22 protein-coding genes and 2 tRNA genes are annotated in these 23,731 nt (G+C 63.1%); 13 read left to right on the forward strand and 11 right to left on the reverse strand.

Going from position 1 to position 23,731, the window contains the following annotated elements; genetic code table 11:
- The first annotated feature begins 17 nt into the window (after positions 1-17).
- Positions 18-1,214, forward strand: coding sequence for a pyridoxal phosphate-dependent aminotransferase (locus FQ746_RS22680; RefSeq protein ID WP_144111874.1), 1,197 nt, complete (start codon positions 18-20; stop codon positions 1,212-1,214).
- 69 nt (positions 1,215-1,283) lie between these two features.
- On the opposite strand, the gene FQ746_RS22685 is transcribed toward FQ746_RS22680, so the two are convergent.
- A complete protein-coding gene (locus FQ746_RS22685) occupies positions 1,284-2,477 on the reverse strand; it encodes a lytic transglycosylase domain-containing protein (protein WP_144111875.1) in 1,194 nt (397 codons plus the stop codon).
- Between the two features lie 618 nt (positions 2,478-3,095).
- Between FQ746_RS22685 and FQ746_RS22690 the strand changes: the two genes are divergently transcribed.
- A complete protein-coding gene (locus FQ746_RS22690) occupies positions 3,096-4,661 on the forward strand; it encodes a UbiD family decarboxylase (RefSeq protein ID WP_144111876.1) in 1,566 nt (521 codons plus the stop codon).
- Positions 4,662-4,709: 48 nt separating this feature from the next.
- The gene (locus tag FQ746_RS22695) at positions 4,710-5,393 is read left to right on the forward strand and encodes a LysE family translocator (RefSeq protein WP_144111877.1); all 684 of its coding nucleotides are present in this window, start codon (positions 4,710-4,712) and stop codon (positions 5,391-5,393) included.
- A gap of 83 nt (positions 5,394-5,476) precedes the next feature.
- Here the strand turns inward: FQ746_RS22695 and FQ746_RS22700 are convergent, their stop codons facing one another.
- The 3 genes from FQ746_RS22700 to FQ746_RS34860 form a co-directional block, all read right to left on the reverse strand.
- Positions 5,477-6,439 (reverse strand): threo-3-hydroxy-L-aspartate ammonia-lyase, encoded by a 963-nt coding sequence (locus FQ746_RS22700; protein WP_144111878.1) that lies wholly within the window; start codon positions 6,437-6,439, stop codon positions 5,477-5,479.
- Positions 6,440-6,649: 210 nt separating this feature from the next.
- Positions 6,650-6,940 carry a hypothetical protein gene (locus FQ746_RS22705; RefSeq protein WP_144112250.1) on the reverse strand — a complete coding sequence of 97 codons (291 nt, stop codon included), beginning with the start codon at positions 6,938-6,940 and terminating at the stop codon, positions 6,650-6,652.
- Between the two features lie 376 nt (positions 6,941-7,316).
- The gene (locus tag FQ746_RS34860; RefSeq protein WP_186310813.1) at positions 7,317-7,478 is read right to left on the reverse strand and encodes a hypothetical protein; all 162 of its coding nucleotides are present in this window, start codon (positions 7,476-7,478) and stop codon (positions 7,317-7,319) included.
- A 210-nt stretch (positions 7,479-7,688) separates the two neighbouring features.
- Here FQ746_RS34860 and FQ746_RS22710 point away from each other — a divergent pair, with 210 nt between their 5' ends.
- From FQ746_RS22710 to trmB, 5 genes are all read left to right on the forward strand, one after another.
- On the forward strand, positions 7,689-8,651 hold the full coding sequence (locus FQ746_RS22710; protein ID WP_144111879.1) for a Rossmann-like and DUF2520 domain-containing protein: 963 nt from the start codon (positions 7,689-7,691) through the stop codon (positions 8,649-8,651).
- Positions 8,652-8,728: 77 nt separating this feature from the next.
- Positions 8,729-9,049, forward strand: coding sequence for an EthD family reductase (locus FQ746_RS22715; protein WP_144111880.1), 321 nt, complete (start codon positions 8,729-8,731; stop codon positions 9,047-9,049).
- 186 nt (positions 9,050-9,235) lie between these two features.
- The gene (locus FQ746_RS22720; protein WP_144111881.1) at positions 9,236-9,799 is read left to right on the forward strand and encodes a YggT family protein; all 564 of its coding nucleotides are present in this window, start codon (positions 9,236-9,238) and stop codon (positions 9,797-9,799) included.
- An 83-nt stretch (positions 9,800-9,882) separates the two neighbouring features.
- Positions 9,883-9,956: transfer RNA gene (locus FQ746_RS22725), tRNA-Gly, on the forward strand.
- 117 nt (positions 9,957-10,073) lie between these two features.
- Complete coding sequence (trmB, locus tag FQ746_RS22730) at positions 10,074-10,862, forward strand: tRNA (guanosine(46)-N7)-methyltransferase TrmB (protein WP_144111882.1); 789 nt, start codon at positions 10,074-10,076, stop codon at positions 10,860-10,862.
- Between the two features lie 89 nt (positions 10,863-10,951).
- Here the strand turns inward: trmB and FQ746_RS22735 are convergent, their stop codons facing one another.
- From FQ746_RS22735 to FQ746_RS22745, 3 genes are all read right to left on the reverse strand, one after another.
- On the reverse strand, positions 10,952-11,788 hold the full coding sequence (locus FQ746_RS22735; protein ID WP_144111883.1) for an undecaprenyl-diphosphate phosphatase: 837 nt from the start codon (positions 11,786-11,788) through the stop codon (positions 10,952-10,954).
- 81 nt (positions 11,789-11,869) lie between these two features.
- Complete coding sequence (locus FQ746_RS22740) at positions 11,870-12,463, reverse strand: DUF1439 domain-containing protein (protein ID WP_144111884.1); 594 nt, start codon at positions 12,461-12,463, stop codon at positions 11,870-11,872.
- Between the two features lie 114 nt (positions 12,464-12,577).
- Positions 12,578-12,928 (reverse strand): YkgJ family cysteine cluster protein, encoded by a 351-nt coding sequence (locus tag FQ746_RS22745; RefSeq protein WP_260854138.1) that lies wholly within the window; start codon positions 12,926-12,928, stop codon positions 12,578-12,580.
- Between the two features lie 148 nt (positions 12,929-13,076).
- On the opposite strand from FQ746_RS22745, the gene hemN reads away from it, so the two are divergent.
- Together hemN and FQ746_RS22755 are read left to right on the forward strand one after the other, a co-directional pair.
- Positions 13,077-14,474: an oxygen-independent coproporphyrinogen III oxidase gene (gene hemN, locus FQ746_RS22750; protein WP_144111885.1), complete on the forward strand. Its 1,398-nt coding sequence runs from the start codon at positions 13,077-13,079 to the stop codon at positions 14,472-14,474.
- Between the two features lie 117 nt (positions 14,475-14,591).
- Positions 14,592-14,676 (forward strand) — tRNA-Leu (locus FQ746_RS22755).
- 99 nt (positions 14,677-14,775) lie between these two features.
- On the opposite strand, the gene FQ746_RS22760 is transcribed toward FQ746_RS22755, so the two are convergent.
- Positions 14,776-16,116 (reverse strand): amino acid permease, encoded by a 1,341-nt coding sequence (locus FQ746_RS22760; RefSeq protein ID WP_144112254.1) that lies wholly within the window; start codon positions 16,114-16,116, stop codon positions 14,776-14,778.
- 319 nt (positions 16,117-16,435) lie between these two features.
- On the opposite strand from FQ746_RS22760, the gene FQ746_RS22765 reads away from it, so the two are divergent.
- Positions 16,436-17,428, forward strand: a complete 993-nt coding sequence (locus FQ746_RS22765) for an alpha/beta fold hydrolase (RefSeq protein ID WP_144111886.1) — start codon at positions 16,436-16,438, stop codon at positions 17,426-17,428.
- A gap of 27 nt (positions 17,429-17,455) precedes the next feature.
- On the opposite strand, the gene poxB is transcribed toward FQ746_RS22765, so the two are convergent.
- Positions 17,456-19,180 (reverse strand): ubiquinone-dependent pyruvate dehydrogenase, encoded by a 1,725-nt coding sequence (gene poxB / locus FQ746_RS22770; RefSeq protein ID WP_144111887.1) that lies wholly within the window; start codon positions 19,178-19,180, stop codon positions 17,456-17,458.
- Between the two features lie 150 nt (positions 19,181-19,330).
- On the opposite strand from poxB, the gene FQ746_RS22775 reads away from it, so the two are divergent.
- The gene (locus FQ746_RS22775) at positions 19,331-20,065 is read left to right on the forward strand and encodes a pseudouridine synthase (RefSeq protein WP_144111888.1); all 735 of its coding nucleotides are present in this window, start codon (positions 19,331-19,333) and stop codon (positions 20,063-20,065) included.
- Positions 20,066-20,089: 24 nt separating this feature from the next.
- Here FQ746_RS22775 and FQ746_RS22780 read toward each other — a convergent pair whose 3' ends face one another.
- Complete coding sequence (locus FQ746_RS22780) at positions 20,090-21,178, reverse strand: sugar nucleotide-binding protein (protein ID WP_144111889.1); 1,089 nt, start codon at positions 21,176-21,178, stop codon at positions 20,090-20,092.
- Between the two features lie 99 nt (positions 21,179-21,277).
- Between FQ746_RS22780 and FQ746_RS22785 the strand changes: the two genes are divergently transcribed.
- A complete protein-coding gene (locus FQ746_RS22785) occupies positions 21,278-22,309 on the forward strand; it encodes a CDP-6-deoxy-delta-3,4-glucoseen reductase (protein WP_144111890.1) in 1,032 nt (343 codons plus the stop codon).
- Here FQ746_RS22785 and FQ746_RS22790 read toward each other — a convergent pair.
- Positions 22,275-23,201: a hypothetical protein gene (locus FQ746_RS22790; protein WP_186310815.1), complete on the reverse strand. Its 927-nt coding sequence runs from the start codon at positions 23,199-23,201 to the stop codon at positions 22,275-22,277. The genes FQ746_RS22785 and FQ746_RS22790 overlap by 35 nt on opposite strands.
- Positions 23,202-23,731: the final 530 nt, after the last annotated feature.

Raw genomic sequence — 23,731 nt, forward strand, 5'->3', positions numbered from 1 at the left:
AAACTGGATTTGACCGTATGACTTCCGTGACCGAACCCCTCGTGCGGCTGGCCGCCCGCGTGGACGCCATCCAGCCGTTCTATGTGATGGAGCTGGCCAAGGAGGCCGCGCTGCTCGAACGCGAGGGGCGCGACATCATTCACATGGGGATCGGCGAACCCGATTTCACCGCGCCGGAGCCGGTGATCGAAGCGGCGGCTGGCGCGTTGCGTCGCGGCGTGACGCAGTACACGAACGCGCTCGGTCTGCACGCGTTGCGCGAGGCCATCTCGGCGCACTACGCCGAGGTGTACGACGTTGCGGTGGATCCGGCACGAATCGTCGTGACGGCCGGCGCCTCGGCGGCTTTGCTGCTGGCCTGCGCCGCGCTGGTCGACCGCGACGACGAGGTGCTGATGCCCGACCCCTGCTACCCCTGCAACCGCCATTTCGTCATCGCGGCGGAAGGCAAGCCGGTGATGGTGCCGAGCGGTCCGGCGGAGCGCTTCCAGCTGACCGCGGCCGATGTCGAGCGTCTGTGGGGCGAGCACACCCGCGGCGTGCTGCTGGCGTCGCCGTCGAACCCCACCGGCACGTCCATCGAACCGGCCGAGCTCGAGCGTATCGTCAAGGCGGTCCGTGCGCGCGGCGGCTTCACGATCGTCGACGAGATCTACCAGGGCCTGAGCTACGACGCGAAACCCGTGTCGGCGCTCTCGTATGGCGACGATGTCATCACGGTCAACAGTTTCTCGAAGTACTTCAACATGACCGGCTGGCGGCTGGGCTGGCTGGTGGTGCCGCCAGGCATGGTCAGCGCCTTCGAAAAGCTCGCTCAGAACCTGTTCATCTGCGCCTCGGCACTCGCGCAGCATGCCGCACTCGCCTGCTTCGAACCCGAAACGATCGCGATTTACGAAGGGCGTCGTCTGGAATTCAAGCGTCGCCGCGATTTCATCGCGCCGGCGCTACAAACCTTGGGCTTTTCCGTGCCGGTCATGCCGGACGGCGCGTTCTACGCGTATGCCGACTGCCGGAGCGTCGCGCACCACGCTGCCGGCGACAGCGCGGCCCTGACCAAGGCGATGTTGCACGACGCGGGTGTGGTGCTGGTGCCGGGGATGGATTTCGGCACCTCGGCGCCGAAGGACTATATCCGGCTGTCGTATGCGACGGCTTATCCAAAGCTGGAGCAGGCGGTCGACCGATTGGCGAAGCTGTTCGGACGGCATTGATCCGGGCGGCCGCAGGCGAAAAAAAAGACACCGCGAAGGTGTCTTTTTTTATGTTCACTCAGCTGAATCTCAGGCGCCCAACTCCGAAGCCGAAGCGACGTGCTTCGTCGTCGTACCCGAGGTGGCGTCGTCCTGATCGCCCACCGGCGTCTTGACAGGTACCGTCGCGCTCAGCGGATGAGCGTCCAGCGTGACCTGCACCCGCTTGTTCGTGCTGGCGACGGCAGCTGCCGTATTGTTCGACGCGGTGATCACCGGAGCCTGCGGCGCGTTGATGGGCACCTTGCGGCCGCGCGCCACGTCACGCAGACGGCCACGTTCGGCCATGACCTTGGCACCGTAGCCACCGTCGTCCTGCGAACTCGAGCCCACGTACAGACGCAAACCGCCCGGCAGCGAACCGCCGCGCGCGATGCAGTCCTTCAGTACCAACGCACCCACCTTGATATTCGCGACGGGTTCGAGCGCGGCGCTCTGGCCGCCGAAGTACTGGAATTTATCCGAATGCACCTTGGACATCACCTGCATCAGGCCTTGCGCACCGACGCCGCTTTCTGCGTACGGATTGAAGCCCGATTCGATCGCCATCACGGAGAGCAGCAGCAGCGGGTCGAGACCGACTTCACGGCCAGTGTCGAACGCGGCCTTCACGAGCTCGCTGACGGGCTCCTGAGCCACGCGGTAGCGTCGGGCCAGGTAGGAAGCGACCAGGTCCTGCTCACGGGTCGAAACGAGCACGCGATCGTCGCGCGCATCGGCCGAAACGCGCTGGGCAGGAATCAGACGAGCCAGCGCGGACACGCCTTGCATGGTGCGCGGGTCGAGCCCGTTCAATGCTGCGACGCCCATGCCCGGCGAGCCGGCGGCGTCGAAAGCGCCGTCGAAGCTGGTGTTGCTGGCGGTCACGGTGCTGTTGTCGGTGTTGTCGGCAGTGACGGCGCTGGTAGCGTCGTTGCCGTTGGAACTCGCCGACAGCGAGTCGTCAGCGGGTGCCGTCGTTCCCGGCGGCCCGAAAGCCGGCAGCGGATTGCCCTGCAGAAGTCGTGCAGGACCGGCTTGCACAGCGGCCGAAATGACCGGCATGAGCCTGGCGGCGAGCGTGCCGCGCCAGGTCGGCATCAGCCACAGTGCCAGTGCCAGCACCACGGCGATACCGCCGACGATGCTGAACAGGTGATGACTCATTCGCGTCCCGCGACGCAGCACGCCGCGCATGAATTGCGCGATACGCTCATCGGGACGCCACGATAACCAGGCGTTCATTCAGATCTCCCATAGTGCATGATCCGCGAACTCCGCCGGTAAAAAGGGGCGGTAACACATGTTCGTAGAGTCAAGACATCGCGTGCTCTGTCTGGTTAGGGCAGCAGCGACGTCGGGAAACGGCATATACCGTCTGTGGGGAGCCGTCCTGAAAAAGGGCCGCGGCATGTCGAAAACATGCAGGCGGGAGGCTCCCACGCGAAAAAACCAGCGTCAGTTTGGCGCTGGCGAGGACTTCGATAAGACCGTCGAAAACCGTGCAGGGGAATCGGTAATCGCTGACGCGTTGCGTCGAGTGGACCGGGGGCAGTGGTAAAAAGGTTCACGCCCTGCAACCAATGTGGACGGATTCTATGCACGGTTTTATAGATCGTCAACACTATAGAAAGGTAAATCTATAACTAATTGTAATAATGAACGGTGTTCAGTCGGTCGAGAACCACGCGCCAAGCGGGTTTTCGAGCATCTTGCTTTCCGCTTCCGTCCTAGGCCGTTCGGCTGATCCGCGTGCGCCAGGTAACACAGGTAAAATCGACAATCGTTTTCGCACCCGGGAAGTCTTGCTGCCCCTTCCCGTGCAACCTCCTTCTGCCGCTCATGCGGCAACGAACCGCACCGATGAAATACAAAGACCTGCGTGATTTTGTTGGCCGACTCGAATCGATCGGCGAGCTTCGCCGTATCTCGCAAACCGTTTCGCCCGTCCTGGAAATGACCGAACTGTGCGACCGGGTGCTGCGCGCCGGTGGGCCGGCGCTACTGTTCGAGAGCAAAGCCCAGCATGCGTTCCCGGTGCTCGGCAATCTTTTTGGTACGCCACGCCGGGTGGCACTCGGCATGGGCATCGACGCACAAGGCGAAGACGATGGCGCCGCGCTCGAATCGCTGCGCGATGTCGGTCGACTGCTCTCAGCGTTGAAGGAACCCGAGCCGCCCAAAGGTCTCAAGGATGCGGGCAAATTGCTGTCGCTCGCGAAAGCCGTCTGGGACATGGCGCCGAAGACGGTGAGCGCGCCGCCCTGCCAGGAAATCGTGTGGGAAGGCCAGGATGTCGACCTGACGAAGCTACCCATTCAGACCTGCTGGCCGGGCGATGCCGGCCCGTTGATCACGTGGGGTCTGACCGTCACGCGAGGCCCGAATAAGAGTCGACAAAATTTAGGTATATATCGCCAGCAACTGATTGGGCGCAACAAACTGATCATGCGCTGGCTCGCGCATCGCGGCGGCGCGCTCGATTTTCGCGAGTTCGCTCTACAGAACCCGGGCAAGCCGTATCCGGTTGCCGTCGTGCTGGGCGCCGATCCGGCCACCATCCTGGGCGCGGTGACGCCGGTGCCCGACACGCTGTCCGAATACCAGTTCGCCGGCTTGCTGCGCGGCGGCCGCACCGAACTCGCGAAGTGCATCACGCCGGGCGTCGACGGTTTGCAGGTGCCGGCCCGTGCCGAGATCGTGCTCGAAGGCTTTATCTATCCGCAGGAAGGCGCGCCCGCCGCCGCTCCGGCAGGCGCGCCGCCGCGTCCGTCCAAAGGCGCGTCGGCCGGTTACGAGCATGCGCTGGAGGGCCCGTACGGCGACCATACCGGGTACTACAACGAACAGGAGTGGTTTCCGGTCTTTACCGTGGAGCGCATCACGATGCGGCGCGACGCGATCTACCACTCCACCTACACCGGCAAGCCGCCCGACGAACCCGCGGTGCTGGGCGTCGCGCTCAACGAAGTGTTCGTGCCGCTCTTGCAGAAGCAGTTCAGCGAGATCACCGACTTCTATCTGCCGCCCGAAGGTTGCAGTTACCGGATGGCGATCGTGCAGATGAAAAAGAGCTACCCCGGCCATGCCAAGCGCGTGATGTTCGGCGTGTGGAGTTTCCTGCGCCAGTTCATGTATACGAAGTTCATCGTCGTGGTGGACGAGGACGTGAATATCCGCGACTGGAAGGAAGTGATCTGGGCGATCACCACGCGTATCGACCCGGCGCGCGACACCGTGCTGGTGGATCGCACGCCGATCGACTACCTGGATTTCGCGTCGCCGGTCGCCGGTCTCGGCTCGAAGATGGGTCTCGACGCCACCAACAAATGGCCGGGCGAGACCGACCGCGAATGGGGGCGTCCTATCGAGATGGACAAGGCGGTCAAGCAACGTGTGGACGCGTTGTGGAGCGAGCTGGGTCTTTGAAACAGGCCGTGGCTCACTAATAACAACGTCGATGGAGTCGTCGCACGGATGCACGCTTTTTCTTTGCTGTCGGATGGTTTTTTCCTGTCGTTGTCACTGTGCCTCGACATTGGTCTCGTGAATGTCGCGATCATTTCGCTCACGCTGTCGCACGGTTTCAAGCCGGGTTTCTGGCTGGGGCTCGGCTCCTGTTTCGGCGATCTGATCTACGCGGCGCTGGCGCTCGCCGGCATGGCCGCGTTGCTGCAGTTCCAGTCGGTGCGTTGGGTCGTGTGGATCGGCGGCGCAGCAATCCTGCTGTTTCTCACGTGGAAAATGGCACGCGAAGCGCTCTACCCCGCGTCGGCGCCGCCGGTGGCCGGGGAAGCGGACGCAGCGGGCGGACCGCCGCCTTTGCCCGCCTGGCGCGGATTTCTGCGTGGGGTGTTACTGGCCGTCTCGTCGCCCTCGGCGATTCTCTGGTTCGCGGCGGTGGGCGGCGCGTTGATCGCGAAAGCCGGCGCGACCAGCGCGACGACGGCGCCGGTGTTTCTAGGCGGCTTCTTTCTAGGCGGCCTGGCATGGACGATCTTTATCTGCGGACTCGGCAGCCACGGCCGCAAACGCGCCGGCACGGGCCTGCTGCGCGCGTGCCATGTACTCTCCGCGCTGCTGTTCGCGTACTTCTCGTATAGCGTGATCGTCAACGGGTATCGCGACCTGATCGTGCAAACCGCGCAGGCAGCCAGCTAAATAAAAACGGCTCGCCGTTCACACGTGCGAGCCGTTGGCCATTTCACAGCGCGTTCAGTTAATGGCAGTCGTTGCAACACGCATCAAGCGAGATATTCCGCGAGCTTCGCCAGGTCGACATTGCCGCCGCTCACCACCACGCCCACCCGCTTGCCTTTCACCGGCACGATACCGTTGAGCACCGCGGCCGCGGCGAGGCACCCGGTCGGCTCGACGACGATCTTCATGCGTTGCGCAAAAAAGCGCATCGTTTCGATCAATTGCGCGTCGCTGACCGTTTCGATCCGGGCTACCCGTTCGCGAATAATCGCGAACGTGTAATCGCCGAGGTGGGTCGACGCGGCGCCATCGGCGATGGTACGGGGCGTGTCGATATGCACGATCTCGCCGCGCGCGAGCGACTGCTGCGCGTCGTTGCCCGCTTCCGGCTCGATGCCGATCACCGTACAGTCCGGGCTCAAAGCCGCCGCCGACAACGCGCTGCCGCTAATCAGCCCACCGCCGCCGAGGCACACGAACAACAGGTCGAGCGGCCCGGTCTCGTCGATCAATTCCTTGACCGCCGTGCCCTGCCCCGCAATGACGTGCGGATGATCGTACGGCGGAATCAGCGTCATGCCGCGCTCCTCGGCGAGCCGCCGGCCGATCTCTTCGCGGTTCTCCGTGTAGCGGTCATACGTGATCACTTCGCCACCGTAACCTTTGGTGGCAGCGACCTTGGCGGCGGGCGCGTTGTGCGGCATTACGATCGTCGCGTGAATGCCCGCGAGCCGCGCGGACAAGGCAATCGCCTGCGCATGGTTACCCGACGAATAGGTCAGCACGCCGGCTTTGCGTTGTTCCGGATCGAAGTGAGAAATCGCGTTATAGGCGCCGCGGAACTTGAATGCCCCCATGCGCTGAAAGTTTTCGCATTTGAAGAACACCGAGGCGCCGGTCCGCTCGTCGAACGTCGTGGATGTCAGAACGGGAGTGCGGTGCGCGACGCCTTCGAGACGCGCGGCGGCGTCGAGTACGTCGTCAAAAGTAGGAGCGGGAAGCGGCATCGGCGAATCTCTTCAGGAGCGGTGACGGGAACGCCATTCTCCCAGCTTCGTCAAGGGTTTGGAACGTCCCGACGAAACGATAGCGCGGAGTCAGCATGACGAGGATTGCCTTCCACTAACGCACGCGAATTAAAAGCTCAATTGCAAACGGCGCGATACCGGCATTCATGCCGGCATCGCGCCGTCATTACTACAAGTACTCGCTACCGATTAGCGGCGATAGTAACCGTGGCCATAACCATAACCGCCACGGTAATAGCCATGATGATAATAAGGATGACCATAACCACCGTAATAACCGCCCACTACCACGGCGGGCGGCGGTGCATAAACGACCGGCGGCGGCGGTGCGTAGTAGACCGGCGGCGGCGCGGCGTAGACCGGATAGGCAGGCGCAATGGGCACCCCGATGCCAATACCAACTGAAACGTGTGCTTCTGCAGCACCGGCAAACCCCACGCCGAGCGCGGCGGCAACGAATAACGGGACGATCTTTTTCACTTTGTTCTCCTGGCGCAGTTCAAGTGAACCGGCAACTTGGCATGCCTCGCACGCCCTGAAATCAATGTATCGAAAAACGCCATTCATCGCTGTTTGGATTTGTTGCAAATTGCAATTGCAGCCTCAATGGCAAAATATTTAATCTGGCGATGCTTATCGAGCAGGCTATGCAAACCACCCGATGGCAAGGGATTACAGGCGATTTGAACCTGTTCCTGCTAGGTGGTTTTGCGGCATCGAACGCTCGCATTGAGACGCGCCGGTAAACTTTAATTACAAATTCGCTTCAATCCGATTGCTCAAATGAAAAAGCCCGGCATCTGTGTATATGCCGGGCACTTTTTACCAACGCAAAGCCGCCAACAACCGCACTAACTCAGGCGACCTTCACGTAGGCGAATTCGCGGGAAACGTTCGGCGGCACGTAAGCGCCGCTAATCCGCACCCTCGGCGTCAGCCGCATCTTCTGCTCCCACCAGCGACGGCGCTGTGCGGCCGAAAGGAATCGCAGATGCTTCCGATAAGAAAAAACATTCATGGTGACCTCCCCGAATCTGATTGCGAGATGACGTACCTGTGACCAGCAACTTCCAGGCCGGCCTTGATTGCTATCGAGCAGTTTTCAGGCCTGAGCAATCAGGCCACCTTCATGGCAGCGGCGGCGAGGCGCCGTTCAAAGGCGCTGCAGCCCCGACGAATGCGCGATACTCCTGCTTCCGTTCAACCGTTCTGACTGGAGCAGTTCACCATGTCCCAGCAATCCTTGCCGCGTGTCGGCTTCATCGGTGCAGGCCGGCTCGCGCGCTGCCTTGCGCTCAGCTTTGCGCGCGCCGGCTATCCGGTGACCGCGGTAGCGAGTCGCACGCCGGCTTCCGCTGCCGAACTCGCCGGTCAGATCGAGCATTGCGTGGCATTCGACGATCCCCAAGCGGTCGTCGACCACGCCGACATCGTCTTTTTAGCCGTTCCCGACGACAGCATCGGTACGTCAGCGCACACACTGCGGTTCCCTCGCGACACGATCGATGCAGCGGCCAACCCAGCGGCCAATCGAGCGGCCGTCAAGGCGCTCGTGCATTGCAGCGGCGCTTCGCCGGTCGACCTGCTGGCGCCTGCGCGCGAACAGGGCGCGGCGATCGGCGGATTCCATCCGCTCTACCTGTTTAGCGGCGAACTCGCGGACCTCGAACGGATCGCCGGTTGCTCGGTCACCATCGAAGCCGACGGCGCGCTCAAAGAAGCGCTGACCGCGCTTGCCGTCGCGTTGCGTTGCCATCCGCTGTCGATTCCGCCAGGCGGTCGCATGCTTTATCACGCTGCCGCGCACTACGCGGCCAGCTTCGCGCTGTGCAGTCTCGCGGAATGCGTCGCGCTGTGGCGCACTCTCGGTTTCGCCGAAGACGACGCGTTGCGCGCATTGCTGCCGATGCTCGCCGGCACCATCGAAACCGCGCGAGACAAAGGTCTGCCAAACGCGCTGGCGGGCCCGGTTTCGCGCGGCGACACGGGCGTGGTGGCCAAACAGCTGGCCCTGCTCGAAGGACTCGGCGGCGACCATGCCGCGCTGTATGGTCTGCTGTCGCGGCGGGCGGTCGAACTCGCCGGGCGCCGCATCAGACCGCCCGTCGCGATCGAGTCCATTGCCGCGACCGTGGAGGAATCGCTGGGCCGTTCGTTGAATCAGGCGGCAGCAGGTGCAAGCCTGAAGTAAGCCGTGATAATGTGACGTCCGGCGCCGCGCGCAATCCGCGGGCGCCGCGCTTCGAGACCAACAGACGAGAACGCACAATGATCAAGGTCAGCATCCTTTATCCTTATCGGGAAAACGGCCACTTCGACGTGGACTATTACTGCGTCACGCACATGCCGCTGGCGGCCAAACTGTTCGGGCCGTCGCTTAAGGGCTGGTCGGTCGATGTCGGCATCAATGCAGGGCCGCCGGGCACGCCACCGCCGTTCGTCGCCGCGGGCCATTTCCTGTTCGACAGCACGGACGATTTCTACAAGGTGTTCAAGCCGGCCTCCGAGCAACTGGGCGCCGATATCCCGAACTACACCGACGGCGGCAACGGCACGATCCTGATCAGCGAAATCAAGATTTCCTTGTAAGGTCGACGCACCTTTAAAGGTGTCCATGAACGCGGCGAGTCACACGGTGGCAACCCGAAATCCATCGCGTAAAGCGCCCTGTTCTGGCAAGGTCGCGAAGTATTCCAATCACCCGCCGGTGCGCTATTGAAGCGGCGCCGGCAAGCTGCGGCCGGTCGGCCGTTATCCGAAGCATAAGGACACGAGATGTTTGGCGATATCGCCCGTTTTCTGCTCAATACCGTTTTCACGCTGTTCGGCGCGGCGCTGTTGCTGCGCGCGTGGCTGCAAGTCGTGCGCATGCCGCCGTACAACCCGGTCACGAAGGCCGTGCTGCAAGCTACCAACTGGATCGTCCTGCCCTTGCGGAAGATTCTGCCGGCCGTGCGCAGCATCGACTGGGCGAGTCTGGTCGCAGCGTTGCTCGCCGCCATCGTCTATGTTGTGCTGATGGTCGTGGTAACCGGCGCCGATCCGCTGCAACTGGCGCCGACGCTGCTGATCGTCGCCGTGCTGACGCTGATCAAGTGGGCGTTGAACCTCATCATCTGGATGACCATTCTGATGGCGCTGCTGTCGTGGCTCAATCCGCGTTCGCCGGCCATGCCGGTGCTGTATCAACTGACTGCGCCGTTTCTGAATCCGCTGCGTCGCGTGATTCCGCAATTCGGCGGCCTTGACCTCTCGCCGATTCTGCTGTTCGTCATCGTCCAGGTGCTGTTGATGGTGGTCACGCGCGCGGCCGTCGAGCTGACTTATTTTGTGATTTGACGCGATGGCGGATGGTCGCAGGAACGGGGGAAAGCGCAGCAATTTGCGCTCAATGCCCGTTCCCGAGTAAAATGGCGCGCTCTGCGGGCGTCGTATAATGGTAATACCCTAGCTTCCCAAGCTAGAGCCGTGGGTTCGATTCCCATCGCCCGCTCCAGATATCTTCCTGATTGCTCCTGACCGACCCAAGCAGGCCAAACATGGCCTCACTCTGGCCTCACCTTGGTCCGGTCTGGTCGAAGCGCCAGCCCCGCAACGCCCTCTTCATCGAACGATGATCCACGATCCCAACGAAGCCGGTCTGCCGGACGAACTTCCCACGCCGTCGAGCGAAGCTGAAACCGCGGCCGAAACCGTAGCCGACTCCGACACACCGGGCGACGCGCTGCATCACCGCCGCATCCGCAGTTTCGTCACCCGTGCAGGTCGTGTGTCGACCGGCCAGCGTCGGGCAATGGACGAGCTCGGTCCGCGTTTCGTCGTGCCGTTCACCGCCGAACAACCCGACTGGCAAACCGTATTCGGCCGTAGTGCGCCGCGCGTGCTGGAAATCGGTTTCGGAATGGGCGCGACCACAGCGGAGATTGCCGGCCACCGTCCCGCCGACGATTTTCTCGGCGTCGAAGTGCATGAACCGGGCGTCGGCGCGTTGCTCAAGCTGATGGGCGAGCAGAATCTGTCGAATATCCGCATCATCCAGCACGACGCGGTCGAGGTGCTGGAACAGATGATCGCGCCGGACAGCCTCGACGGCGTGCATATCTTTTTTCCAGACCCGTGGCATAAAGCGCGTCATCACAAACGCCGGCTGATCCAGCCGAAATTCGTCGCGCTGCTTGTGTCCCGATTGAAGCCGGGCGCGTATCTGCATTGCGCCACCGACTGGCAAAACTACGCCGAGCAGATGCTCGAAGTGCTGGGCGCGGAACCCGCGCTGGAAAACACCGCCGACGGCTACGCGCCGCGCCCGGAGTATCGTCCGGTGACGAAGTTCGAGCGTCGTGGATTGCGGCTCGGCCATGGCGTGTGGGATCTGGTGTTCCGCAAGCGCGCCACGCCGTAAGCGCTCGTCGCCAGGTCATTCATGAAAAAAGGTCCGCCAGCAAACACTGGCGGACCTTTTCCGTTATTGCGCCGGCATGACCGCAAAAATCACTCGGCCCAACTCAGCGCCCCGCTATAGCCGACCAGCAGAATCAGCAAGCCAAAGCCGATCCGGTACCATGCGAACGCCGTGAAATCGTGCCCCGCGACATAGCGCAGCAACCAGCGCACACAGGCAAACGCACTGATGAACGCCGCCACGAAACCCAGCGCGAACGTGCCGAACGCATCGATGGTAAGAAGCTGCCAGTCTTTGTGAAGCTCGTAAGCCGTCGCGCCGAAAATAATCGGAATCGCGAGGAAGAAGGAAAACTCGGTGGCCACGCGCCGGTCCACCCCGAACAGCATCCCGCCGATGATCGTCGAGCCCGAACGCGACATGCCGGGAATCAATGCAAAGCACTGCGCGAGACCCACCTTCAACGCGTCGAGCGGCCGCAAGTCGTCGATATCGCGCACCCGCGCGGCCGTCTCGCCGACCGCGCGCTGACGCGCTTCCGCCCACAGAATCACCACGCCGCCCGCGACCAGCGCAAAAGCCACCGACACCGGCGAAAACAGCACCGCCTTGATGGACTTCTCGAACAGCAAGCCAAGCACGACAGCCGGAATGGTCGCGATGATCACGTTCAGCGTGAACCGGCGGGCCGCGGGCCGGTTCGGCAAGCCGACCACGACGCTTGCAATGCGGCGGCGAAACTCCCAGCAGACGGCCAGAATCGCGCCGAGCTGGATCACCACGTCGAAAGTTTTGGCGTGTTCGTCGGTGAAATTGAGCAGGCTGCCCGCAACGATCAAATGGCCGGTGCTGGACACCGGCAAAAACTCCGTCAAGCCTTCGACGACGCCCAGAATCAGCGCCTTGCAAGCCAGTAGCCAGTCCATCCGTGCCCCTCATCGCGTTAGATTGTCGAATTCGACAGGGCCGGTTTGGTTACGCGCAGCCCCGTCGGCCACGCGCACGCGTCATTTTTCGACGATCTGCACGCGTATGCCGTTTGTAAGGATGGTGATTGTACCGGGTTCGTAATTCACGCCACCAAATTGCAACTGCTCGGGCTTGAACGTGTAGATGGGATAGTTGTTGAGCAACTGGGTCGCCAGCACGGCGGCCGCGGCGTTGATCTGTTGCGTGTAGGCCTGCGCGTCGCCGCTCACGCTGACATGATCCACCGTCGGCGAACGCAGCACGACGGCTTTGCCGGTGGCGTCGTAAGCGAGTTCGCTCGACAGCGTGAACACGCCGTCGACCGGTTGCGGCATGAACGGGCTCACGAATCGCGCGTCGAGTTGCACGGAAATGCGATTCGCGTCCGGCAGAAAGCCGACCACCGGATGCGTCAATGCGACCTCGAACACCTGCGAGATCGTCCGCTGATACGGGAACTTGCGCTGCACGGCTTCCTGCACCTGGCGCTGCGAGAACGTGTATTGCGACGGAATGAACGGGAACGTCGAGGTCGCGCAGGCCGCGAGCGACAGCGTGATGCCGAGCGCGCTGCACCCTGTCAGCGCGGCAAGCAGAAAGCGGCGCCGGGTCGGCGCAGCAGTTTGGGTCATGCGAAATCTCCTGGGGAAACGGTCACGGCATGGAACGAGGTCGGTCGATTGCCACGTCGTTCTGACCGCTCGAGTGCACGGACGGTTCGCCCGGTGCTGACAGTATTGGTGTCGCTAGCGCTTGGCCACCGTGTGCGGCTGCGTCAGAGGTTGCGTCAGCGTTTCCAGTTGCGTGAGCCAGGCGAGCGCGGCGCCGCGACTCTCGCCGCACATTTCGGCTTGCGGCTGCAGACCGGAGCAACATGCCGGCCGCTGCGGCTGGCCGAAAATCGCGCAGCGCAGGTCCTCGCCGAGTTGCACGCAGCGCACGCCCGCCGGCTTGCCGTTCGGCATGCCGGGTATCGGGCTCGAGATAGACGGCGCGATACAACACGCGCCGCAATCGGGGCGGCACGCGTGATCGTCGGCATGGGGCGGGGACGCGCGCCTCGCGGCACGGTCGGACACATCCTTTACGGCATTCATCTTGAACAGGCATCCTGAGCGGAGAAGCGATGCGACACGCGGCATCGCAATGACAGACCCGCATTGTGCCATCGCCTGCCGTGCGACCTTTTTACGCAATGCCCCACCGGAAGGCGCGCGTAAACTTGGCGGCTCAACCGGGCTCATCATGACCACCGCCGACACGCTGTTTCACCCCGACCTGCTCGCCAAGTACAGTGCGAACGGTCCGCGCTACACGTCCTATCCCACCGCCCTGCAGTTCCGCGACGAGTTCGAACCCGCCGATTACCTGCGCGCGGCCGCCGACCCCGGCGCGTCGGACACCGACCTCTCGCTCTACGTGCACATTCCGTTTTGCGACACCGTGTGCTTCTACTGCGGCTGCAACAGGATAGCGACGAAAAACCGGGCTCACGCGCGGCCCTATCTCGATCTGCTGAAACGCGAAATGGCCTTGCAGGCAGCGTGTTTCGATACGCGGCGGCCGGTCTCGCAACTGCATTGGGGCGGCGGCACGCCGACCTTTCTGTCGCACGACGAGATGGCCGAGTTGATGGCGGCGACGCGCGAACACTTCGCGTTGCGTCCCGACGACGCGGGCGAATACTCAATCGAGGTCGATCCGCGCGAAGCGTCGCCCGCGACCATCGAGCATCTGCGCAAGCTCGGCTTTAACCGCTTGAGTCTGGGCGTGCAGGACTTCGATCCACGCGTGCAACAGGCGATCAACCGGATCCAGCCATTCGGGTTGACAGCCTCGGTGATGCAGGCCGCGCGCGACAACGGTTTTCATTCGATCGGCGTGGACCTGATTTACGGCTTGCCGCATCAAACCGCGGACAGTTTCAGCCGTACCCTCGACACGATGCTGGAACTCGCGCCCGAGCGGCTGTCGGTGTTTGCTTATGCGCACATGCCGCAGCTCTTCAAGATGCAACGCCAGATGGACGAGGCGACGCTGCCCTCGCCTTCGATGCGCCTCGCGATCCTGCAACGGGTCATCGAACGGCTGACCGGCGCGGGCTATGTGTACATCGGCATGGATCATTTCGCGTTGCCCTCGGACGAACTCGCGCGCGCGCAACGACAGCGCACCTTGCAGCGGAATTTTCAGGGCTACAGCACGCGCGCGCAGTGCGATCTGATCGGCCTCGGCGCATCGTCGATCGGCAAAGTGGGCGACGTGTACGCGCAAAATGCCAAAGACCTGCCGGCTTATACGGCGGCTATCGAAGCGGGCAAGCTTGCTATCACGCGAGGTGTGAAGCTCACCGCAGAAGATCGTCTTCGGCGCGATGTCATCACGCAATTGATGTGTAATCTCGAACTGCGCTTCGACGAGGTCGAAGCGGCGCATGGCATCCGCTTCACTCAAACCTTCGAGCCCGAACTTGCGCGCTTGCGCGACTTCGAAGAGGACGGTCTCGTTTCGCTGACGAGCGACCGGCTCGTCGTGCAAACGGCCGGCCGCATGCTGGTGCGCAATATCGCGATGGTGTTCGACGGCTACCTAAGACAGCAAGGCGGCCAACACCGGCTCGAGCGTTTTTCAAGGACGGTTTGACGACCGTCGACGATAACCTGGCGAGCGGCTTGCCCGTCGCCGGATTTTCGGCCATAATCTGCGTCTTCGCGCCGCGCCGGCTTTAGCGCGCGACGTGCGAGATGATCTGCAAGACCTGCCCAGGTGGTGAAATTGGTAGACGCAGGGGACTCAAAATCCCCCGCCGCAAGGCGTGCCGGTTCGATTCCGGCCCTGGGCACCAAAGAATACGTAGCACCGTAGTCGTCTGCACCTGAAACCCCGCCAGCATCTGCTGCCTGCGGGGTTTTTCGTTTATGGCTTGACAGCAACTACAGGGCAACTACCTCGCTCTCCCCCCCGCCCGCCGACGCTTCACCTCGTACCCCACCCACATCACCAGCAACCACACCGGCACGAGCCAGACCGACACCGACAGGCCCGGGGTCATCGCCAGAATCACCAGAATCAACGCCATGAACGCGAGGCAGATCCAGTTGCTGACCGGGAACCAGAACGACCTGAACACCAGCGTCTCACCGGCCGCGACCATGGCCTTGCGCGACTTAAGATGCGTCAGGCTGATCAACGCCCAGTTCAGCACCAGCGCCGCGACGACCAGAGCCATCAACAAACCCAGCGCCTCTGCAGGAATCAGATAGTTGACGATCACGCACGTGAACGTGGCCAGCGCCGACAAGCCGATCGCCAGGTAAGGCACACCGCGGCGGTCGACCTTCATCAGCGCGCGCGGCGCATTGCCTTGCTCCGCGAGACCGTACAGCATCCGGCTGTTCGCATACACGCCGCTGTTGTAGACCGAGAGCGCCGCGGTCAGCACCACGACGTTGAGCACATTGGCCGTCAGCGTCGAACCGATCTGCGAAAAGATCATCACGAACGGGCTGCCGCCCGCCGCGACCTGGTTCCACGGATACAGCGAGAGCAATACAGTCAACGAGCAGATATAAAAAATCAGGATCCGGTAGATCACCTGATTCACCGCCTTCGGAATGCTCTTGTGCGGCTCGTCGGCTTCCGCTGCCGTGATGCCGATCAGTTCCAGCCCGCCGAATGAAAACATGATGACGGCCAGCATCATGAACAGGCCATGCACGCCGTGCGGGAAAAACCCGCCGTTGCGCCACAGGTTCGAGAACGACGCTTGCGGACCGCCGTGCCCGGTCATCAAAAGATAGCCGCCGAACACGATCATGCCGATCACGGCCGCCACTTTGACGATCGCGAACCAGAACTCGGTCTCGCCATAAGCCTTGACGTTGGTCAGATTGATCGCGTTGATGAGCGCGAAGCACACCAGCGCCGAGAGCCAGGCCGGCACGCCCGGCCACCAGTAATGCACGTAAGTGCCCACCGCGGTCAGTTCGGCCATGCTCACGAGCACGTACAGCACCCAGTAGTTCCAGCCCGACAGGAAGCCGGGGAAATCGCCCCAGTACTTGTAGGCGAAATGACTGAACGAACCGGCCACCGGTTCCTGCGCGACCATCTCGCCCAACTGCCGCATGATCATGAACGCAATGATGCCGCCGATCGCGTAACCGAGAATCATCGACGGACCGGCCGCCTGCAGCACACTCGCCGAGCCGAGAAAGAGCCCGGTGCCAATCGCGCCGCCCAGCGCGATCAACTGGATATGACGGTTTTTCAGACCGCGCTGCAGGCCGTGATTCGCACCCGGCTTCGGGTCGTGCTTCGGGTCGCGCGTCGGGTCGTGCTTCGAAGCCTGCTTCAGCCCGTCGTGCTGCTGTCCACTAGTCAAATTGCGCTCCAGTCTCGGGGTGTCGATCGCCCGGGCAGACCAGCGATCCTCAGGCGAAACCCGCAATTTTACCGTGCTCGCGAGCGTGACCCGAACCGCCTGTATGTCGCGCAACCCGCGCTTGGTTCTGCGCCGCACGCAACGGGGCGGATAGCGATTGTCACTGGAATCGCGCTTCGGTATGTTGCCTTGTCGAGGTTGCCGCCTCCGGAGAGTCGATATGTCACCCCAACGTCTGCTGTGCGCCGCTGCTGTGTGTCTTTGCCTGGCCGGGGCCGCATTCGCCCAGACGGGCGCGCCGACGATGGCGCCCGATACGCGGTCCGCCGACACGCGGTCCGCCGACACGCCGTCCGCCGCCGGACCGGCCGACGCCGACAGCCCGCTGCCCGATGTACCGATAGCGCCTGTGCCGGCGCCATCGGCTGCTCCCACAGGCACCGCCGCCACCCAACCCACCGTACCTGCGCCAGCTGCGCCACCCGCCGGCAAAGTCTCCAGCACGCCCATGCTCGGCCCGGTGCGCAACGTCGTGCTGGTGCACGGTGCGTTCGTCGACGGCTCGAGCTGGAACGGCGTGGTCGCGAAACTGGAGCAGAAGGGTTATCACGTGAGTTCGGTGCAAAACCCGCTCACCTCGCTCGCCGACGATGTCGCCGCCACCCGTCGCGTGCTCGCGCGTCAGGACGGGCCGACGATGCTGGTCGGACATTCGTGGGGCGGCGTCGTCATCACCGAAGCGGGCGCGAACGCGCCAAACGTGGCCGGCCTCGTGTATGTCGCGGCCATTGCACCGGACCTGCACGAATCCACCGTCACGCTGATGAAGCGCGCGGCCCCGATGCCGGCCGGCCAGAGCATGATCGAAGACCCGACCGGCTATTTGTGGCTGGATCGCACGAAATATCGCAGCGACTTTGCCGCCGACGTTCCCGACAATCTCACACGCGTGCTCTCCGCCGCGCAGCAACCGATCGTGGCGAAGGCTTTCGGCGAATCCGTGAATCAGGTTGCCTGGCGCGAGAAACCGTCGTGGTACGTGCTGACTACCAATGACCGCGCAGTCTCGCCCGACGTCCAGAAATTCATGGCCGAGCGGATGGGCGCGAAGATCGTGCCGATCGCGTCGAGCCATCTCGTGCCGGTTTCGCATGCGGGCGCGATTGCCGATGTGATCGACCGCGCCGCGCGTGAGCTAAGCCGTCAGCAGTAGACGGCGCGCGCGCCGGGTCGAGGAAGCTCAGCGAAGATTGGTATTGGCCAGCTCGACCACTTCGTCGCCGCGACCATTGAGTACCGCTTTCAGCATGTACAGGCTGAAGCCTTTGGCCTGCGCCCACTGAATCTTCGGCGGCAACGCGAGTTCGTGCTTCGCGGTCACCACGTCGATGACCGCGGGACCGGGATGCGCGAATGCTTCGCGCAACGCCGGCTCGATGTTTTCCGACAGTTCGATGCGCACACCGTAGATGCCGGCCCCGCGCGCGATGGCCGCGAAGTCGGTCGACGCGAGATCGGTGCCGGCTTCGAGATAGCCGCCCGCCTTCATTTCCATCGCAACGAAACCGAGCGTGCTGTTGTTGAACACGACTACCTTGATCGGCAGATTCAGTTGCCGGGCGCTCAGCAGATCGCCGAGCAGCATGGAGAGCCCGCCATCGCCCGACAGCGCGATGACCTGGCGGCCCGGCTCGGCCGCCTGCGCGCCGAGCGCCTGCGGCATCGCGTTCGCCATCGAGCCGTGGTTGAACGAGCCATGCAGCGTACGGCGGCCGTTCATCGTCAGATAGCGCGCGGCCCAGAGCGTCGGCGTGCCGACATCGGCGGCGAAGACGGCGTCGTCGTTCGCGACCTGATCGACGATGCTGGTCAGGTATTGCGGATGAATCGCGCGACCCGGATCGGACGGACGCGCGAGATCGTCGAGACCCTTGCGCGAATCCGCGTAATGCTTGCGCGCGTTCTCGAGAAACCGCCGGTCGGTCTTGTGCCTGAGTCTCGGCAAGAGCGCCTGCAGGGTCGCCTTCACATCGCCGACGAGCCCGAGCTTCAACGGTGTGCGTTTGCCGAGCGCGGAGCCGCGCCGGTCGATCTGCACGACGTTGCCGTGCGCGGGATAGAAGTTGCGATACGGGAAATCGGTGCCGAGCATCACCAGCGTGTCGCACGACATCATCGCGTGATAACCGGAGCTGAAGCCGATCAACCCGGTCATGCCGACATCGAACGGATTGTCCCACTCCACGTACTGCTTGCCGCGCAGCGCATGCACGGCGGGCGCGCCGAGCTGATCGGCGAACGCGACCACTTCGTCGTGCGCATCCGCGCAACCGCTGCCGCACAGCAGCGTCACGGCACCGGCCTGATTGAGCAGATCGGCAAGGCGGTCGAGGTCGGCGTCCGACGGCACGACCGACGAGCGTTCGAGCGTGCCGGCCCACGTCGGCGTTTCGTCGGGCGCTTCGCTCAACGCGACGTCGCCCGGCAGCACGATGACGGCGACCCCCTGCTCCTCGATCGCGGTGCGCATCGCGCGGGCAAGCACGCGCGGAAACTGCGCCGGGTTCGTCACCAGTTCGACGAAGTGACTGCACTCCTTGAACAATTCCTGCGGATGGGTTTCCTGAAAGTAGCCAAGACCGATTTCCGAAGACGGAATGTGCGCGGCAATCGCGAGCACCGGTTGATGATTGCGGTGACAGTCGTACAGCCCGTTGATCAGATGCAGATTGCCCGGCCCGCAACTGCCCGCGCAAACCGCGAGCTTGCCGGTAGCCGCCGCTTCCGCGCCGGCCGCGAACGCCGCCACTTCTTCATGACGGGTATGCATCCATTGAATCGACCCGAGTCGTTGCAGACTGTCGGACAGGCCGTTCAGGCTGTCGCCCGTCACACCCCAGATTCGTTCGACGTCGGCTGCCGCCAGTGTTTTGGCCAGATAATCCGCAATAGTCTGCTTACCCATGTCGCGCTCCGCTTGGTGATCAGATTTGGCGATCCGTCCGGTGACAGACGGCGCCTCGGAAATGGAGCAGCGTAACGCGTCTTCATGAATCGCGCCGCCACGGTGACACGATCCGCTTGACGCCGCGCGCGATGGTATTCTTCGCTCGCCATGAATCTCGAAAGCATTCTCTTCACACAAGGTTTCGGGTCGCGCCGGCAGTGCCGCGCGCTGATCGGCGCCGGGCGCGTGAGCGTCGCCCCCGACCCTCGCGCACATCCCGGCGCCGAAGCCTGCACCGATCCCGATGCCGATTTCCCCACCGGTAACGGCACCCTCCACTTCAGCGTGGACGGTGTCTTGTGGCCGTATCGCGAGCACGCTTATCTGCTGCTGAACAAGCCCGCCGGTTACGAATGCTCGCGCGAACCGCAGCATCATCCGAGCGTATTCAGTCTGCTGCCGCCGCAGTTCTCGGAGCGCGGCGTGCAGTGCGTCGGCCGGCTCGATCAGGACACGACCGGCCTGCTGCTGCTCTCCGACGACGGCAAGTTCGTGCACCTGTTCACGTCGCCCAAACGCAAGGTGCCGAAGCTGTATGTTGCGACGACGCGCCACCCGCTCGACGACGCGCAACTGGCCGCGTTACGCGACGGCGTGCTGTTGCACGGCGAGCCCAAACCGATTGCCGCCGTCGACGTAGAGGCGCGCGACCACCACACACTCGCGCTCACGGTCATGGAAGGCAAATACCACCAGGTCAAGCGGATGATCGCTGCGGCCGGCAATCGCTGCGAAGCGCTGCATCGCGAGCGGATCGGCGGACTCGTGCTGCCCGAAACGCTCGCAGAGGGCGCGTGGCAATGGCTCGACGACAGCGAGTTCGAGTCGTTGCGGAAGCTCTGAACGGCCTGACCGCTATCTTGCAGACTACTCGTTCGACGAGCCTTCCCGCTCCCGTACTTCACGCAGAAAATCTTCCACGCTCGGGTAGCGCAAACGCACCCGCAACTCTTCCTTGAGGCGACGGTTCTCGAGACGGCGCGACTCGCGCATGAACGACAACAAGGTCGGCTCGATCTGCTGCGCGGCTTCATCGCGCGTAATGCGCGGCGCGTGCGGCAGCGCGAAGGTGTCGGCTACCGCGTCGAAGTACTCGCCCATTTTCAGCGACGAGTCGTCGGACGCGTGAATGACGCGCGCCGGCCGGCCGTGGGTGACGAGGCGTACGAGGATCGCGGCGAGATCGTCGGCATGAATATGATTGGTGTAGACGTCGTCGGCATCGGTCAACGCGGGCGTACGCTTCTCGAGCCGTGCCAGCGGCAGACGGTTGCGAGCGTAGATGCCGGGAATTCGCGCGATGCTGACCGACACGGCGCCACGCGCGGTCGCGCGCCGCAGTTGCTGTTCAGCCGAGACGCGGCGCTTCGCACGCCCATTGGCGGGCCGGGTCGCGCGGGTCTCGTCGATCCACGCGCCGCCACAATCGCCATAGACGCCGGTCGTGCTCGCATAGACGATTCGCAGCGGGTGCACGCAGCGGCCCTGTGCGGCGGTCCGGCCCACCCCGTCGGGTACAATACCGCCTGCTTCGGATTCAGCCCACGAGGCACGAATACGGCGCAGCCGCCCCACCGGCGCTACCGCGCCACGCGCGGCCCGTAGCGGACGAACGCTGCGTGTGCCGCGTGTGCCGCGTGTGCCGCGTGTGCCGCGTGTCCCAAGCGTCGCGAGCAGCGTGCGGGTCCGCCGGTCGTCGTCGCCGGTTTTTTGCGGCGGCGCCAGGTGCAGCACCGTCGGCGCGAGCGCGGCAAGCCGTTTCAGGCTGCCGCGTACGTCGAGGTCGCCGACCAGCGGCGTCACGCCGAGCGCGCGCAATTGCGCGCTGCGTTCGGGGTGGCTGGTCAGCGCGAATAACCGCGCGCGCGGCTGCAGCAAAGGCACGCAGCGCATGCCGACATCGCCGCAACCCACAATCAGCACGCGCGGCCGGCGTAAGTTTCGTGTCGCTTTCATGGTGGACGCATTGTAGCGGTCGGGCGCGGCGCGTATCGCGCAGTCGATACCGCGGGTCCGATAACGATTACCGACTTCTCGATTTCGAACGAACTCTCTATGGCATTCAACGTCACGCTCCGGCAAAGCGGCCGGCAGTTTCAGGTAGAACAGGACGAACCCGTACTGAGCGCCGCTTTGCGCCAGGGCATCGGTCTGCCGTACGGTTGCAAGAACGGTGCGTGCGGTTCGTGCAAAGGCGCCGTAGTCAGCGGCGAAATCGAACAGCGCCCGCATTCGTCGTCGGCCTTGTCGAACGATGAAAAAACCCGCGGCATGGCGCTGTTCTGCTGCGCGACGGCGTGCTCGGATCTCGAGGTCGACATTCGTGAAGTGGCGGGCGTTGGCGACGTGCAGGTCAAAAAGCTGCCGTGCCGTGTCAATGCAATCGAGCGCAAGGCCGACGACGTGATCGTGCTCAAGCTGCAATTGCCCGCCAACGAACGCCTGCAGTATCTGGCCGGCCAGTACCTCGAATTCATCCTGAAAGACGGCAAGCGCCGCAGCTATTCGATGGCGAATGCGCCGCACGCCGAAGGCCCGATCGAATTGCATATTCGTCACATGCCCGGCGGCGCCTTCACCGACCACGTGTTCAACACGCTGAAAGAGCGCGACATCCTGCGCTTCGAGGCACCGCTCGGTACGTTCTTCCTGCGCGAAGACTCGAGCAAACCGATCGTGCTGCTGGCCTCGGGCACGGGCTTCGCGCCGCTAAAGGCGATCGTCGAGCACGCGGTGTTCAAGAACCTGGACCGGCCGATCACGCTGTACTGGGGGGCGCGTCGCAAGAAAGACCTGTATCTGCTCGAACTGGCCGAGCAGTGGGCGCGCGAGAATCCGAACTTCAAGTTCGTACCGGTCTTGTCCGAGCCGGATGCCGGCGACGCATGGACCGGCCGCGTCGGTTTCGTGCATCGCGCGGTGATCGAAGATCTGCCGGATCTGTCCGCGCATCAGGTGTATGCATGCGGCGCACCGGTGATGGTCGAATCGGCGCAACGCGATTTCACGCAGCATCACGGCCTGCCGGAAGACGAGTTCTACGCGGACTCGTTCACGAGCGCGGCGGATCTGGCGAACGCGGTGTGATGGGGTGTGCGGCATCGGCGCGAGAGCGCCGGTGGTCGCGGGACGAGGGGTGTGGAGCGCGGCCGTGCAGGTGGTCGCGTTTTGTCCATGCGGGGTCGGCATCGGTCAATGCGTCGATGCGGGTTTGCAGAGCCTGGGCTTGAGTTGCCAGCGTCGATTGCTCGGGCACGAGTAACTTGTGCAATGGAGCGCAACTGCCGTCACCGCTTGCTCCCAGGTTCGATGCAAGGAAGTCGATGGCAGTCAGCGTATCGGACAACCTGCGGCCATACACCGGCTCGTGGTGCGCGACACGGTTTCGTGTTTGATAAAGATGCTCCAGCTGAACTGCGACTGTGGACCGGTCGATCCGCCGGTCTGGAAAAATACGCTTGAGCGCAACTTTCCAGAGCGTTTGCTCGTAGTCGCGTGAAAAGAGTCGCTTCCAGAAATACATCGTCAACTGCGTTATCACCTGCCCGCTGCAGACCGCAATGGTTTTTTGCCGCGCGTCGAGTCGAATTTCGTGACGCAAATTGGAAGGGACGCCTCGACGAAATGCCGCGCTGTCGAGCGCGCGCTTCTCGGTTTGACCTAATTTGGCATAGGCGACGCGCTGCGCGTTGCGCACCGCGGCTTCGATTTTGCCTCGCTCTTCGTCCTTCCAGACAAAAGGCGCGGGTGGGCGACGCAACCATGCATGGCTACCAAAATGTTCGGCAAGCCGGTTATAGACGGCATTGCGCAAAGCAATTTCCACGACCGCCGTCACACTCATCAAGGTGCCCGCAAGTCGTAGCATCTCCTGGTGAAGCGCAATTGCAGCGCGCGTAGTCCCGGTCATCGACATGAAGGTACCAAGCCGCTCGCCTGAAAGCAGGTCGGCGACTTCAGCGATGTCTTTGTCGGTCAAATGTTCCCATTGACGCTTCCTCTTCCTGTTTGTAGAATCGTCGGCGATAAGTCGGGATCAGTGTCGGCAGCTATCTTCGGGTGGGCGGACCCCCGGCTTCCTGAATAAAAATGGGCGCTCAGTCGAGCGCCCATTTGCATCTGGAACACGAACTCCGCTTGTGACTTCGCCACTTCCATCGATCCGCCCCCGCGTCACATTCTAGTCAAGCGAGCGTCTCATAATCGACTGGCCGGATGGCCAGCCGCGACATGCAGCCTCGAGCGGGCCGACAACAAAAATATCGGCTCAATGCAAATTCGTGGTTTACATCGGCGCTTTCCTTGTCGTATTCTTTCGCGCATGAACCGCATCCAGTCCGAACTTCGACGTCGCCGCTCGCCGCTCCCTTAGGGACGCCGCCGGCTTCGTCACGGATTCGCGCCACACCAGGGCGCCTCGCAGTTCGAATCATGAAAGCCACGGCATGCCGTGGCTTTTTTGTTTTTCCGACTCCCCGTTTCTTTATCCATCACCCGTTGTCTGGAGCT

Source organism: Paraburkholderia sp. BCC1886, from assembly GCF_900996245.1.
GTDB lineage: Bacteria > Pseudomonadota > Gammaproteobacteria > Burkholderiales > Burkholderiaceae > Paraburkholderia.